This window comes from Pseudomonas sp. Irchel 3E13 (assembly GCF_900187455.1).
In the GTDB taxonomy this organism is placed as follows: Bacteria; Pseudomonadota; Gammaproteobacteria; order Pseudomonadales; family Pseudomonadaceae; genus Aquipseudomonas.
Window position 1 is genome coordinate 1 of sequence record NZ_FYDX01000032.1, and the last position, 13,458, is coordinate 13,458.

Consider the following 13,458-nt stretch of genomic DNA (forward strand, 5'->3'; position numbering starts at 1 on the left):
CGATTACATCGAGATGTTCTATAACCCTAAACGCCGACACAGCAGTGCTATGCAGCTGTCTCCAGTAGAGTATGAGAAACGCTATTTCCTGAGCTTGGAGAGTGTCTAGGAAACCAGGGGCGATTCATTCAGCGCTTTTTCGAGATCCAACGCGGACCGATCCAAAGCTTCGATCTGATCATTGCGTAAATTCTCAGCTTTTATCGACTGTCCAGCCTGCGCCAACCTTTCAGCTTCAGAGTTGAAGTCAGCCACACTGCCGCGCGCGAAATGAGCACTGGCAACCACGCCAACGTTGCCGATCAGATTTAGCTCCAAAGCCGATGCGGTCACCGTTCCGCTGAGATTCCGACTGATTGGGAAACCGGCCATGGATACAGTGAGGGTCAGACTCTCGCCATCAACGACGCCACTTACGTTTGCCATCGACGTTTCTATCCTGCCACCGCTTTTGAGAGCTATGTGCTGCAAGGTGCCTACGATCTTTCCATCCTGTGCCTGAGTAACCTGCAAGAGATCAGCACTTGATGAGTCTCTGGCCACGTAACTACCTGATATAGAGCGGTCAAAGCACGCCGAAAGCGATATCAAGATGAACGTGATTACGAGAGTGCGTATCTGGCTTCCCATCCAACTCCCTCTCCTAGTGTGGTGTTTCAGAAATAACGCTCATATTTTTCTATTCAATACCTCGGCCGCCCGGCCAACACTCGCCAAGATGTCCTCGGCCTTTCGATACCAGCGGAAGGGTCGAGGGTTGGCATTGTGGGTGGTCAGGTAGTACTCGATAGACTCTTCCAGATCTTTCACGCTGGTGTGCGCCTGGCGCTTGATCCACTTCTCACTCAACGTCGAGAAAAAGCGCTCAACCATATTCAACCATCACAGAATTCCTTTCCGTAGATGGCCGGGAACCCTACTGAATTTCAGCTTCCAAAGGGCGCCGATTGGGTTTCTCGGGATTTCGTACAGAACCTAGATAAATCTGATTGCCCCCCCATCTTTGCCTATGGGTAGGGCACCTTCACTTAGCGTTTCACCCCAGCGTTCGATGGCATCCCAAACCCTTTCAACCCCGAATTTTGAGACGGAGTAGAACGAGTCCACATCAAAACCATCTTCAATCAGGAAAAAGGGGGACAAATTTATTTCTCGTCAAAACCGTGTCTAGTCCCACCAAAAAAATAAATATGTCCACTTTTTCTAAAAATAAATCTGACCTTTTTTTCCTGCCTTTATTCTGCCCCCTTTTCTTGCTATACCTATAAATTATCCACCTGGCGAATGGCAATACACATCACCCACCTGCTCACCTATAATCATCTGAAAATCGCGACCATTCAAATTCTCGATTGGCGAAAAAGCTTCTAGCTCATCTATACTTACTACTCTTCCACAAATCTCCAATGCCCTCTCACGAAAAGTTTCTAGAGCTCCACGTTCTCCGCCATCAACATGCTCATAATAATGAGTTACACCCTCACCATTTCTAAACGGTTGATTACATTCAGAAATCTCTGGCCAATAACAGTATTTAATCGACACGCCAGAATCATTTTCAATAGCCAATGAATACCCAGGCCCCGGGCCAAAAAATACACAACCAGAAAGTGCCAACGCACAACCAACCACCTTAGCGGCGAGAGAATATATATATGAGACTTTTAACATCGCTTTCACTCGCAATAGCTCGCGGATATTTATTTTCAGATCTTTCTCTAGTGTAATATCGCATAAGATCGACCTTGGAACTTTCGCTGGACATTGGCACCTTTGCACTTGACTCTCCGCCGAATATGGTACTAGTGCCTACATGCCCCCATGAGTCAGATATTCCTCCAGCTATCGTGAGCACTGCCCCATCTGATGAGCAGCAACTAGTTTACAATCGTTATCCCTGAGCGCCTTTACGGAGCTTAACCCGACGGGTAACTTATCTACGAAAATCAAAACCTGACGAAGAGCCAGTTGCAACCAAGTGAGAAAGATAATTATCAATACACTGGCAGGAGAGATGCCCGTCGCCTGACTCATCGAGCGAGTGCTCCAATGGCTGGCATCTTCCGGTTTGGACTTCAGCACTTGATTGACGACAGCCTGCACTTGCTCATCAGTGATGCTGCGAGGTCGGCCTGAGCGCTGTTCGTCATTCAGGCCATCGAGCCGCAGCCGACTGAATCGCACTCGCCAGCGCGAAACCGTGTGTACGCCAATACCGAATCTGTTGGCTATAGAAGTACCTGACTCACCGCTTGCGCACGCCAAAATGATTTCGGCTCGAATTTGTGATTCGGCAGACCCCTTGCGTTGCCGGGAGCGACGAAGCAGCTCAGAGCGCTCTTCGTCACTCAACTCGATGGGAGCAGCAGGTCGGCCAGTTTTCATATCGTTGCCCCAGTGCTTTTGGATGCTCAAAAGTCTAGATCAGAATATGAGTGTTATTTGCGAAACACCACACTAGACAAAATCAGCACAGGGTTTGCTGGAACACCCTATTGCCGGTTTGCACAAGCTTGGTCAGGAAAGTGGGTGACTACCCGCACTTGAATGTGGTGTGGATTTAAGCCGCCATCGCTGGCTTGCCAGCGATTGACCCACAAAAACACCATCAACCCCGGATCAAGCCTTCTCCGGCTCCCGAATCTTGTACCAGGCCACATACAGCGCCGGCAGGAACAGCAGCGTCAGCAAGGTCGCGACAATGATCCCGCCAATCATCGCGTAGGCCATCGGCCCCCAGAACACTTCCCGGGCGATCGGGATCATGCCCAGGCTCGCCGCCGCGGCGGTGAGGAGGATCGGGCGGCGGCGGTGGTTGGTGGCTTCCAGTACGGCATCCCACGGCGTGTAGCCTTGGGCTTCGTATTCGTGGATCTGGGTCACGAGGATCACCGAGTTGCGGATGATGATGCCGATCAGCGCGAGGATCCCGAGAATCGCCACAAAGCCCATCGGCGTACCCGTCGGCACCAGCGCCAGCACCACGCCGATCAACCCCAGCGGCGCCACGCTCGCCACCAGGAAGAGCTTCTGCACGCTGTGCAACTGGATCATCAGGAAGGTCGCCATGAGGAACAGCATCAGCGGGATCACTTTGGCGATCGGGCCCTGGGCCTTGCCGCTCTCTTCCACCGTGCCGCCGGTCGCCACTTCGTAACCCACCGGCAGCTTGCTGGCGAATTCGTCGATCTTCGGCTTGAGCTGGGCCACCAGGTCGGTCGGCTGGATCTCGTCGCGCACCGAGGCCTTGATGGTGATGGTCGGTTTGCGGTCACGCCGCCACACCAGCGGCTGCTCCAGTTCGTAGCGCACGGTGGCGAACGCCAGCAGCGGAATCGAGGTGCCGTTGGGGGTGACGATCTGCAGGTTCTGCAAGGTCTGCGGCGAACCACGTTCGCTGTCTTCGGCGCGGGCCACCACGTCGATCAGGTAGATGTTGTCGTGCACCTCGGTCACCGGCGCGCCGCTGACGATGCTGTTCATCACGTTGGCCACGTCTTCCGACGACAAGCCGAGCTGCCGCGCCTTGTCCTGGGCGATGTCGATCCGCAGCACTTTGCCCGGCTCGTTCCAGTCGTAAATCATGTCGCCGACGTGCGGGTTGCTGTCGAGCAGGGTCGCCAGCTCGATGGCGTGCTTGCGCACCAGATCGATGTCCTTGCCGCTGACCCGGTACTGGATCGGCCGGCCCACCGGCGGGCCCATTTCCAGCGACTGGACGTTGCTGCCGATACCGACGAAGTCGTCACGCAGGCGCTTCTGCAAGCGCGCCTTGAGCACCTCGCGGGACTCCAGGCCTTTGCTCACCACCACCAGTTGCGCGTAGTAGGGGTTTTGCAGTTGCTGGTCCAGCGGCAGGTAGAAACGCACCGCGCCCTGGCCGATGTAAGTGCTCCAGTGAACGATGTCCGGGTCGTCCTTGAAGGTGGATTCGAGACGATCGACCACCTTGCGGGTTTCCTCGATCGAGGCGTTCTGCGGCAGGTTGATGTCCACCAGCAATTCCGGGCGGTCCGAGGACGGGAAGAACTGGTTCTGCACGAAGCGCATGCAAAAGATCGCCAGGGCAAACAGCACGATGGTGCCGATGATGGTCAGCCAGCGGTTGCGCATGCACCACAGCAGGCCGCCGGCGAATGCCCGACCGACCCGGCCCGGCTCTTCTTCGTGGACCTTGGGTTTGATGTTGAGCAGGTGCACGCCCAGCACCGGGGCGAACAGCACCGCGACGATCCACGACACCAGCAGCGCCACGGCGATCACCGCGAACAGGGTGAAGGTGTACTCCCCCGCCGAACTGGCATTGAGGCCGATGGGCACGAAACCGGCGACGGTCACCAGGGTGCCGGTGAGCATCGGGAAGGCGGTCGAGGTGTAGGCGAACGTCGCCGCCTGCTCCTTGCTCTCGCCCATTTCCAGGCGCGTGACCATCACTTCGACGGTGATCATCGCGTCGTCCACCAGCAGGCCCAGGGCGATAATCAGCGCGCCGAGGGAAATCCGCTGCATGGTGATGCCGCTGTACTCCATGAATACGAAGACCATCGCCAGCACCAGCGGGATCGAGCAGGCCACCACCAGCCCGGCGCGCAAACCGAGGCTGACGAAGCTCACCAACAGCACGATCACCACCGCCTCGAACAGCGCGCTGGTGAAGCCGCCGACCGCCTCCTTCACCACCACGGCCTGGTCGGACACGGTGAATACCCCGACCCCGACCGGCAGTTCGGTAATGACGCTGTCCATCTTCTTGTGCAGGTCCTGGCCGAACACCTGCATGTTGCCGCCGGACTTCATGCCGATGGCCAACCCGATCGCATCATGGCCGTTGTAGCGGAACTGCACCGTCGGCGGGTCGGCGTAACCACGGCGTATCTCGGCAATATCGGCCAGCCGGTAGAAACGATCGTCGAGGCGCAGGTTCACCTCGGCGAGGTCTTTTTCCGAGGCGAACTGGCCGCTGGTACGCACCGAAATCCGCTCCGGCCCGGCCTCGATCACCCCCGCTGGCGTCACCGCGTTCTGCGCCTGCAGGGCCTGCACCACCTGGCGTTGATCGATGCCCAGCGCCGCCAGCTTGCGGGTGGAGAAGTTCAGGTAAATCACCTCGTCCTGGGTGCCGATCATCTCCACCTTGCCCAGGTTCGGCACCTCGCGGATCTCCGCGCGCACCCGCTCCACGTAGTCGCGCAGCTCGCGCATGCTCAGGCCGTCGGCGGTAAAGGCGTAGATCGAACCGAACACATCGCCGAATTCGTCGTTGAAACCGGGGCCCTGGATGCCTTGGGGAAACTCGCCGCGGATGTCCTGGATCTTCTTGCGCACCTGATACCAGATCTGCGGGATATCGCTGGCCTTGGTGGTATCGCGCAAGTTGACGTAAACCGTCGATTCGCCGGGCCGGGTGTAGCTTTTCACGTAGTCGAGGGAGTCCAGTTCCTCGAGCTTTTTCTCGATGCGGTCGGTGACCTGCAACAGGGTTTCGTCCTGCGTCGCGCCCGGCCAGCGGGTCTGGATCACCATGGTCTTGATGGTGAACGACGGGTCTTCCTCACGGCCCAGATTGAGGTAGGAAAACACCCCCATGAGCAAGGCGACGAACATCAGGTACCAGACGAAGGATTGGTGACGGATTGCCCATTCGGACAGATTGAAGCTTCCTTTCATCGGGACTCGTCCTCATCGACCATGACCTTCTGCCCCGGCTTGAGGCTGTTGACGCCGGCGGTGACCACCCGCTCGCCGGGCTGCACCCCCGAGGCGAGCAGCACTGCATCCGGCCCTCGTTCGAGCACTTTCACGTCTCGCGGATTGACCACTTTCTGCTGGGTATCGACGATCCACACGCGGGTTTGCCCGTCCACCTCCTGAATGGCGCTGGCCGGCACTTCGCTGCGCGGCTTCACCGCCGAGCTGAGGGTGACGCTGATGGAGGTGCCGAGGCGAAAACCGTCCGGCGTGTCTTTCAGGGTCAGCCGGGCGCGCCGGGTGCGGGTGCTGGCGTCGGCCTGCGGCTCGATTTCGCGCAAGGTGGCGGTGGTGTTCAAGCTGTTGTCCAGTTGCGCGGCGACGCGGAATTCCACCCCTTCGGAGAGTTCTTCGGCGAGGCGGGTCGGCAGGTCGATCACCGCTTCTTTCACGTCCGGCCGCGCCAGGGTCACCACCGCCTGGCCGGCGCTGACGGTTTGCCCGGCCTCGGCTTTCCATTCGGTGACCACCGCGCCGTGATCGGTGCGCAGCTCGCTGTAGCCGAGTTGATCGCGGGCCTGCTGCAAGGAGGCCTTGGCCTGTTCAAGGGTGGCGCCGGTGGTTTTCAGGTCGGTCTGGGCAATGTCCAGTTGCGCCTGGGCGCCGACGCCGCGGTCATACAACTGCTGCTGGCGACGCGCATTGGCCTGGGCATTGATCCACTGCGCCTGGACCCGCGCCAGCTCGCCTTCGGCGGCACGCACCTGATTGCGCTGATCCGTGGGATCGAGGCTGGCGAGCACATCGCCCGGCTTGACCGTGCTGCCCACGTCCACCGCGCGGCGAGCGATGCGGCCACCGACCCGAAAACCGAGGGTACTTTCATAGCGGGCCTGGATGGTCCCGGCGAAACTCCCGAGGTTGAGCTGGTCCTGGGTCTGCACCCGCATCGACAGCACCGGGCGGATCGGCTCCGGGGTTTCTTTCTTATCACTACAGGCCACCAGTGACAGGCAGCCCAACAGCAGGATCGCGGGCTTCATGGCAGCTCCCCGGCTTTGCCGTTATCGGCGATTTCCACCAGCATGCCCGGGTGCAGCAACTGCCCGCCGAGCACCACCACCGACTCGCCACTTTCCAGCCCGTCGCTGACCACCACCTTGCCGGTGAGGTAGCGGCCGACAGTGACCTTTTGCAGGCGCACCTTGTTGTCCTGGTCCACCAGCCACACGGCCGGCTCATTCAGGTCCTTGGTCAGCGCCGACCACGGCAGTTCCACACCCGGCCGGCCCTGCGGATTGCCGGTGGCGCTGACCGCCGAACCCAGCTCCATGCCCGCCGGCACCTCGTCCAGGGCGATCTTTACCTGCACCGTGCCGCTCTGTGCCGACACCGTTGGCGTGACCTCGCGAACATGCCCCTTGGCCTGGATTTTCGGGTTATCGAGCAGGCTGACCGTGATCGACTCGGCGCTGGCCGGCGCCAGCAGCAGCGACTCGTAGACGTTGAACACCGCATCGCGGCCGCCATCGCGGGCCAGGCTGAAAATCGGCACCGTCGCCTGCACCACCTGGCCGACCTCGGCCTGGCGCTCGGTAATCACCCCGGCCGCGTCGGCCACCAGCGCGGTGTAGCTGAGTTGTTCCTTGGCATTCGCCAATTGCGCCTCGGCGGCCTTCAGCGCGCTCTGGCTGCTGCGCAGCGCCGCTTCGGCGGAATCGTATTCGCTCTGGCTGGTGTAGCCCTTGGGCAGCAACTTCTGCTGGCGCACGAAGGCGGCGGAACTCTGCGTCACCCGCGCCCGCGCCGCGAGGACTTCGGCGTTGGCCGAGTCGACGTTGGTCTGCAGGTCTTTCGGATCGAGCCGCGCCAGCACCTGATTGGCGGTGACGTGGTCGCCGACATCGACGCTGCGGGAAATGATCTTGCCGCCAACGCGGAACGACAGGTCACTGTGCACCCGCGCCTGAACGTCGCCGGTCAGCGTCACCGAGGCGGCGAAATCGCCGGGCTCGACCTTCTGCACCCCGACCCGCGGGCGTTGCGGCTCCTCGGCGGGCTTCTCACCACAGCCCGCCAACACGAGCATCAGGCCCATGCAAACGAGCGAATAAGAACACGACCCCTTCATGCTGGCTCCTTGCAAGCGCCGGTTCGACATGGTGAATGCGACTGTTAGCGTAGATCAGGGGTTCCATAGCTGCTCACACAACAATCGGAACTGGCCTACATAATTCGTAGGCAACGTCCTCAAGCCGTGGAATAGACAATACTTCCCGCCTTCTCCCATGGAACCTCTGTGATGCTGACCACCCTCGCCGTCGCCAACTACCGCTCGATCAACCGGCTGGTGCTGCCCCTCGGCCGCCTGAACCTGATCACCGGGCCCAACGGCAGCGGCAAGTCCAACCTGTACAAGGCGCTGCGCCTGCTGGCGGAAACCGCTCGCGGCGGCGTGGTCAATGCGCTGGCGGCGGAAGGCGGGCTGGAGTCGACGTTCTGGGCCGGGCCCGAGCAGATCAGCCGGCGCATGAGCCGTGGCGAAGTGGCGATCGAAGGTGGGCCGCGCAAGGGGGTGAAACGGCTGCGCCTGGGCTTTGCCAGCGAGGACTTCGGCTACGCCATCGGCCTCGGCCTGCCGGAGCCGGACAGCCGCACGCAGTTCTTCCTCGACCCGCAAATCAAGCGCGAAAGCCTCTGGGCCGGCGAAAGCTACCGGCCCGCCAGCCTGCTGGTGGATCGCCAGGGCCCGATGATCAAGGCCCGCGAGGGGCGCCAGTGGGATGTGCTGGCGCAGCATGTGTCCAGCGCCGACAGCCTGTTCGACCAGGTCGGCAACCTGCGTTCCTCGCCCGAAGTGCTGCACCTGCGCGAACAGATCCGGGGCTGGCGCTTTTACGATCACCTGCGCACCGATGCGGGCGCCCCGGCCCGACGCCCGCAACTGGGCACGCGCACACCGGTGCTGCATCACGACGGCCGTGACCTCGCGGCCGCGTTGCAAACCATCCTCGAAGTGGGCGACCCGCAGGCGCTACAGGACACCATCGCCGACGCCTTCCCCGGCGCTCGGCTGAAGATCGACGCGGTGCCGGGTGGCTTGTTCGCCGTGCAGTTTTATCAGGAGGGATTGTTGCGGCCGCTGTCGGCGGCGGAACTGTCGGACGGCACCTTGCGTTACCTGCTGCTGGTCGCGGCGCTACTGACGCCACGGCCGCCGACCATGATGGTCCTCAACGAGCCGGAAACCAGCCTGCACCCGGACCTGATTCCGGCACTGGCCCGCCTGATCATCCGCGCGTCGCAGCATTGTCAGGTGTGGGTGGTGTCGCACTCGCGGGGGTTGATGGAAGCGCTGGAAGGCGATGCGACCTGCAATTCCATCGTGCTGGAAAAACAACTGGGTCAGACCCGGGTGGTGGGGCAGGGGATGCTGGATGAGCCGGTGTGGCATTGGCCGGATTAGAGAGTGAACTCGGGGGCAATCACCGGACATCAGGTCACCGTCAACCTGTGGGAGCGGATGAATCCGCTCCCACAGGGCCCCTGAGCCCACTGAATCAAATCAACCCTGCCACTTGCCCCCTTCCACAATCACGCTCTCTGGCTTGGTGTCATCGCTCAGCTCTTTGCGCACGTACTGGTCATACAGCTTGAGCAGGAATTTCTCCTCGCCCAGACGCGCCAGTTCGGCGTTGACCCAGTCGCGCAGTTCGATGTTGCCCTTCTTCACCGCCGGTGCGATCGGCGCTTCTTCGCCGAGTTTTTCCGGCAGTACGCGGTAGCCCGGGTTCTGCTTCGACCAACTGAAGAGGATCAGGTTGTCCTGCGCATAAGCATCACCACGACCATTGGCCAAGGCCTGCAGCGACTCACTGTTTTTCTCGAACTTGAGCAGTTTCCAGTCCGGGTGGTTCTTGGTCAGCCAGATGTCGGCGGTGGTGCCGGTGGTGACGATGGTGGTCTTGTCGGCCAGGTCATCGAGCTTCTGCACCGAGCTGCCATCCGCGACCAGGGCCTGCACGGCAACGCGCAGGTTAGGATTAGTGAATTCCACCGCTTCCTTGCGCTCCGGGGTCACGGTCATGTTGGCCAGGATCAGGTCGACCTTGTCGCTCTGCAGGAACGGAATGCGGCTGGCCGGCTCGACGGCGACGAACTCGACCTTGTTCTCATCACCCAGCAACGACTTGGCAAACGCACGGCCGATATCGGTATCGAAGCCGACGTAGCGCCCGCTTTCATCGACGAAACCGAACGGCGGTTTGTCGGTGAAGACGCCGACGATTAGCTTGTCGCGGGCCTTGATGGTTTCCAGGTAGCTGGTGGTGGCCGGCGCGGGCGTGGCAGCGGCGGGTTTCGGCGGCTCTTCGGCCTTGTTGCAGCCGGCCAGCAGCGCCAGGCCGAGCAGTGAAAGCAGCAGTTTCGAGGTTTTGGCAGTTTTCATGACAGTTCCTTTTGAGGTGTCTCTGGCAGGCGTTCTACGAAGGAAAATTTCTCCAGGAACTGCTGCGCGCGTGCGGTCCGCGGGTTCGTAAAGAAGCTCTCGGGTGGGCTCTGTTCAAGGATCCTGCCGGCCTCCATGAACACGATTCGGTCGGCCACCGCGCGGGCGAAGGCCATTTCGTGGGTAACGATAAGCAGGGTCATGCCGTCGCGGGCCAGGCCCTGGATCACTTGCAGCACTTCCTTGACCATTTCCGGGTCGAGGGCGGCGGTGACTTCGTCGAACAGCATCACCCGCGGGTTCATGCACAGCGAACGGACGATGGCGATGCGTTGCTGCTGACCACCGGAAAGCTGGCGCGGATACGCGTCGCGCTTGTCCAGCAGGCCGACCCGCGCCAGCAGCGCCTCGGCCTGGGCCAGGGCTTCGCGGCGGTCGCGTTTCTGCACCTTGAGCGGGCCGAGCAGCAGGTTGTCGATCACGCTCATGTGGCCAAACAGGTGGTAGCTCTGGAACACCATGCCGACCTGCTGGCGGATGTCGCGCCAGTCGGTTTTCGGGCTCAGCAGCTCGCGGCCTTCAAGCCGCAAGCTGCCGCTGTGGGCGCTTTCCAGGCCGTTGAGGCAGCGCAGCAAGGTGCTTTTGCCGCAGCCGCTGGGGCCAAGAATCACCACCACTTCGCCCGTCTCCACCGACAGGTCCACGTCCTTGAGCACCTGCTGTTCGCCGAAAAATTTGTTGAAACCCTGAAACTCGATCAATGCGCTCATGCGTGTGTCCAGCGTCGCTCCAGGGCCCGGGAGGCCGCCGAAAGCGGATAGCAGATGAAGAAGAAAAACAGGAACAGCGCGCCGTAGATCAGTACTGATTCATAGGTGCGCTCGATGATCTGCTGGCCGACCTTGATTACGTCCACCACGCCGATCAGCACCGCCAGCGAGCTGGTCTTGATGATCCGCGTGTAGATGTTGATGGTCGGCGGGGTCATGCGCTTCAGCGCCTGGGGCAGCAGCACGTAGCCGTACAACTGCCAGCCGGAAAGGCCGATCGACAGCCCCGCCTCGCGCTGACCGCGAGGCAGCGATTGCAGCGCGCCGCGCACCACTTCGCCGACCTCGCTGGCGCCCCACAGCGCCAGCACCAGCACCGCGCACCAGAAGCTCGGCAGGCTGATGCCGAGGAAAATCGGCAGGCCGAAGAACAACAGGTACAACCAGACCAGCACCGGAATGGCGCGGAACAGCTCCAGGTAAATGCGCAGCAGCACGTTCACGCTGCGCTTGCCGAGGGTCGCCAGCACGCCGTAAAGCACGCCGCCCAAGGTCGCGAAAACAATTCCCAATGCCGAGATCGACAAGGTTTGCGCGGCGCCCTTGCTCAGTTGCGGCAAGGACACCAGCAACAGCTCAAGACCCGAACTGGCCATGTTGTAGCCTCCGTTCCAGGCGGCTGAGCAGCAGCGACAGTGGCAGGAACAGCAGGACGCAAATCAGCGTCATCACCGCGAGCATTTCGTAGGTCTTGTAGTAGAGGGCGATGTAGCTCTTGGTGGTGTAGAGAATCTCCGGCACCGCCACCGCCGAGACCACGGTGGTTTCCTTGAGCAGGAAAATGAAATTGGCGAACAGCGACGGCAGGCTGAGGATGCCGGCCTGCGGCAGGATCACATGGCGCAGCAACTGGCCTTCGGACAAGCCAATGGAGCGCCCCGATTCCAGTTGCGCCACCGGCACCGCCTCGACACCGGCGCGCAGCACCTCGGTGAGGTAGGCGCCGCCGAGGAAGGTCATGGTGATGATCGCCGCGGCGAAGCCGGAGATTTTCACCCCGAGCGCCGGCAGGGCGAAGTAGACGAAGAACAACTGGATCAGCAACGGCGTGTTGCGGGCCAGCTCGACGTAGAGCGACACCAGGCGGTGCAGCACCGGCGTGCGGAACAGCAGGATCGCCGCGTTGACCACCGCGACCACCAGCGAGGTGGCAATAGCGATCAGGCCAACCTGCAGGGTCACGCCGACGGCTTTGAGAAACGCCGGCAAGGTGCTGAGGATGAACGGGATATCGAAGGTCATGAACGGGGGGTCTTTTCCGAACCGGCCCGAGGGTAGACGGGCGGATGCTGACGAGAAGTGCGAGGCGGGTAAGCCTCATTCGGGAAAGACTCTAAAGGTATAAAAATAATTATTTAAATACTTTTATCGAATATGAATATCACTGAAATCGCTGACGCTCCTGGGGCGAGTTTTCAGTTACATGTCACCTACATAGGTATGGATAGCCGGGACACTCGGACGGATATTTTTCACAGCCCTCCGTTCTGAACAGGCTGTCCCCATGTATGAAATCGACTGTGATACCTACCGCTCGACAGCCTTCAACCGGCGCGTTCGTTTTCTGGTGATTCACTACACCGCTCTTGATTTCCAGGCATCGGTCACCGCGCTTACGGGCCCCGTAAGCGCCCACTATCTCGTTCCCGATCCATCGGATCAGAGCTATCAGCAGGCGGGTTTCACCGGGATGCGTGTGTTCAATCTGGTCGATGAGTGTGAGCGCGCCTGGCATGCCGGGCTCAGCCAATGGGCGGGTCGTACCAACCTCAACGACACCTCGATCGGCATCGAACTCGTCAACCAGGCCACCGACCACGAGGGAACACTGACCTTTGTGCCGTATCACCCGCAGCAGATCGAAGTGCTCAAGGAACTGGTCACGGATATTCTTCGGCGCTACCCGGATATCACGCCGACGCAGGTCGTCGGGCACAGCGATATTGCCCCCGGCCGGAAGAATGATCCGGGGGCGATGTTCCCTTGGCAGGCACTTTACAAAGCCGGTATCGGGGCCTGGTATGACATCGCGACCCTACAGCGGTATTTCGAGCAATTCCTCAATGCACTGCCAACCCCAGAGGATGTCATCGCCAAGCTGGGCCAATACGGATACGACACCGGTCAGGCCAGCACGGAGAGCGAATACCGCGCCTTGATCCGCGCCTTCCAATTGCATTTTCGCCAGCGCAATTACGATGGCCTGCTGGATGCTGAAACGGCGGCCATCCTGTACGCGCTGGTCGAGAAGTATTTTCCTTCCGAATGAGCATTATCGCCGGCAATGAAAAAACCGCCGTTGGGGTAATGCCTGTCAGTTGAACCGATTGGGGCCCTTCGCGAGCAAGCTCGCTCCTACAGGTTCATGAACTGCGCCCCGGAAGTTGGACACCCATCCAACACCGGGGTGTTTGCATGACCACGTATTCCAAGCAGTTCAAGCTGTCCGCCATCCAGGCCTTCATCAATCGAGGCCGTGGCTTTCGCCATGTG

At 60.5% G+C, this 13,458-nt stretch carries 13 protein-coding genes and 1 pseudogene; 3 read left to right on the forward strand and 11 right to left on the reverse strand.

What is annotated here, in order from left to right; all coding sequences use genetic code 11:
- The coding region (locus CKW37_RS31960; protein WP_135192744.1) for an IS3 family transposase at nt 1-109 on the forward strand (109 nt) is incomplete at its 5' end.
- Here CKW37_RS31960 and CKW37_RS32730 read toward each other — a convergent pair.
- The 7 genes and pseudogenes from CKW37_RS32730 to CKW37_RS31990 form a co-directional block, all read right to left on the reverse strand.
- Nucleotides 106-426, reverse strand: a complete 321-nt coding sequence (locus CKW37_RS32730; protein ID WP_143502186.1) for a hypothetical protein — start codon at nt 424-426, stop codon at nt 106-108. The genes CKW37_RS31960 and CKW37_RS32730 overlap by 4 nt on opposite strands.
- A 243-nt stretch (nt 427-669) precedes the next feature.
- Nucleotides 670-882, reverse strand: a pseudogene (locus tag CKW37_RS31970) (IS630 family transposase); the annotation flags it as partial.
- A 387-nt stretch (nt 883-1,269) separates the two neighbouring features.
- Nucleotides 1,270-1,680: a hypothetical protein gene (locus CKW37_RS32735; protein WP_143502188.1), complete on the reverse strand. Its 411-nt coding sequence runs from the start codon at nt 1,678-1,680 to the stop codon at nt 1,270-1,272.
- Nucleotides 1,681-1,842: 162 nt separating this feature from the next.
- Nucleotides 1,843-2,415: a helix-turn-helix domain-containing protein gene (locus tag CKW37_RS31975; RefSeq protein WP_143502190.1), complete on the reverse strand. Its 573-nt coding sequence runs from the start codon at nt 2,413-2,415 to the stop codon at nt 1,843-1,845.
- 204 nt (nt 2,416-2,619) lie between these two features.
- Nucleotides 2,620-5,667 carry an efflux RND transporter permease subunit gene (locus CKW37_RS31980; protein WP_095160050.1) on the reverse strand — a complete coding sequence of 1,016 codons (3,048 nt, stop codon included), beginning with the start codon at nt 5,665-5,667 and terminating at the stop codon, nt 2,620-2,622.
- On the reverse strand, nt 5,664-6,731 hold the full coding sequence (locus tag CKW37_RS31985) for an efflux RND transporter periplasmic adaptor subunit (protein ID WP_095160051.1): 1,068 nt from the start codon (nt 6,729-6,731) through the stop codon (nt 5,664-5,666). The genes CKW37_RS31980 and CKW37_RS31985 overlap by 4 nt, the downstream gene beginning before the upstream one ends.
- Complete coding sequence (locus CKW37_RS31990) at nt 6,728-7,819, reverse strand: efflux RND transporter periplasmic adaptor subunit (RefSeq protein ID WP_095160052.1); 1,092 nt, start codon at nt 7,817-7,819, stop codon at nt 6,728-6,730. Before CKW37_RS31990 ends, CKW37_RS31985 begins: the two co-directional genes overlap by 4 nt.
- A gap of 171 nt (nt 7,820-7,990) precedes the next feature.
- Here CKW37_RS31990 and CKW37_RS31995 point away from each other — a divergent pair, with 171 nt between their 5' ends.
- Nucleotides 7,991-9,154: an AAA family ATPase gene (locus CKW37_RS31995; protein ID WP_095160053.1), complete on the forward strand. Its 1,164-nt coding sequence runs from the start codon at nt 7,991-7,993 to the stop codon at nt 9,152-9,154.
- Between the two features lie 99 nt (nt 9,155-9,253).
- Here CKW37_RS31995 and CKW37_RS32000 read toward each other — a convergent pair whose 3' ends face one another.
- The 4 genes from CKW37_RS32000 to CKW37_RS32015 are packed head-to-tail and all read right to left on the reverse strand — an operon-like array spanning nt 9,254 to nt 12,207.
- Nucleotides 9,254-10,135 carry a transporter substrate-binding domain-containing protein gene (locus CKW37_RS32000; RefSeq protein WP_095160054.1) on the reverse strand — a complete coding sequence of 294 codons (882 nt, stop codon included), beginning with the start codon at nt 10,133-10,135 and terminating at the stop codon, nt 9,254-9,256.
- Nucleotides 10,132-10,905, reverse strand: coding sequence for an amino acid ABC transporter ATP-binding protein (locus tag CKW37_RS32005; RefSeq protein WP_095160055.1), 774 nt, complete (start codon nt 10,903-10,905; stop codon nt 10,132-10,134). Before CKW37_RS32005 ends, CKW37_RS32000 begins: the two co-directional genes overlap by 4 nt.
- Complete coding sequence (locus tag CKW37_RS32010) at nt 10,902-11,561, reverse strand: amino acid ABC transporter permease (RefSeq protein ID WP_095160056.1); 660 nt, start codon at nt 11,559-11,561, stop codon at nt 10,902-10,904. The genes CKW37_RS32005 and CKW37_RS32010 overlap by 4 nt, the downstream gene beginning before the upstream one ends.
- Complete coding sequence (locus CKW37_RS32015; RefSeq protein WP_095160057.1) at nt 11,542-12,207, reverse strand: amino acid ABC transporter permease; 666 nt, start codon at nt 12,205-12,207, stop codon at nt 11,542-11,544. Before CKW37_RS32015 ends, CKW37_RS32010 begins: the two co-directional genes overlap by 20 nt.
- A gap of 262 nt (nt 12,208-12,469) precedes the next feature.
- On the opposite strand from CKW37_RS32015, the gene CKW37_RS32020 reads away from it, so the two are divergent.
- Nucleotides 12,470-13,234 (forward strand): N-acetylmuramoyl-L-alanine amidase, encoded by a 765-nt coding sequence (locus CKW37_RS32020; RefSeq protein WP_095160058.1) that lies wholly within the window; start codon nt 12,470-12,472, stop codon nt 13,232-13,234.
- Nucleotides 13,235-13,458: the final 224 nt, after the last annotated feature.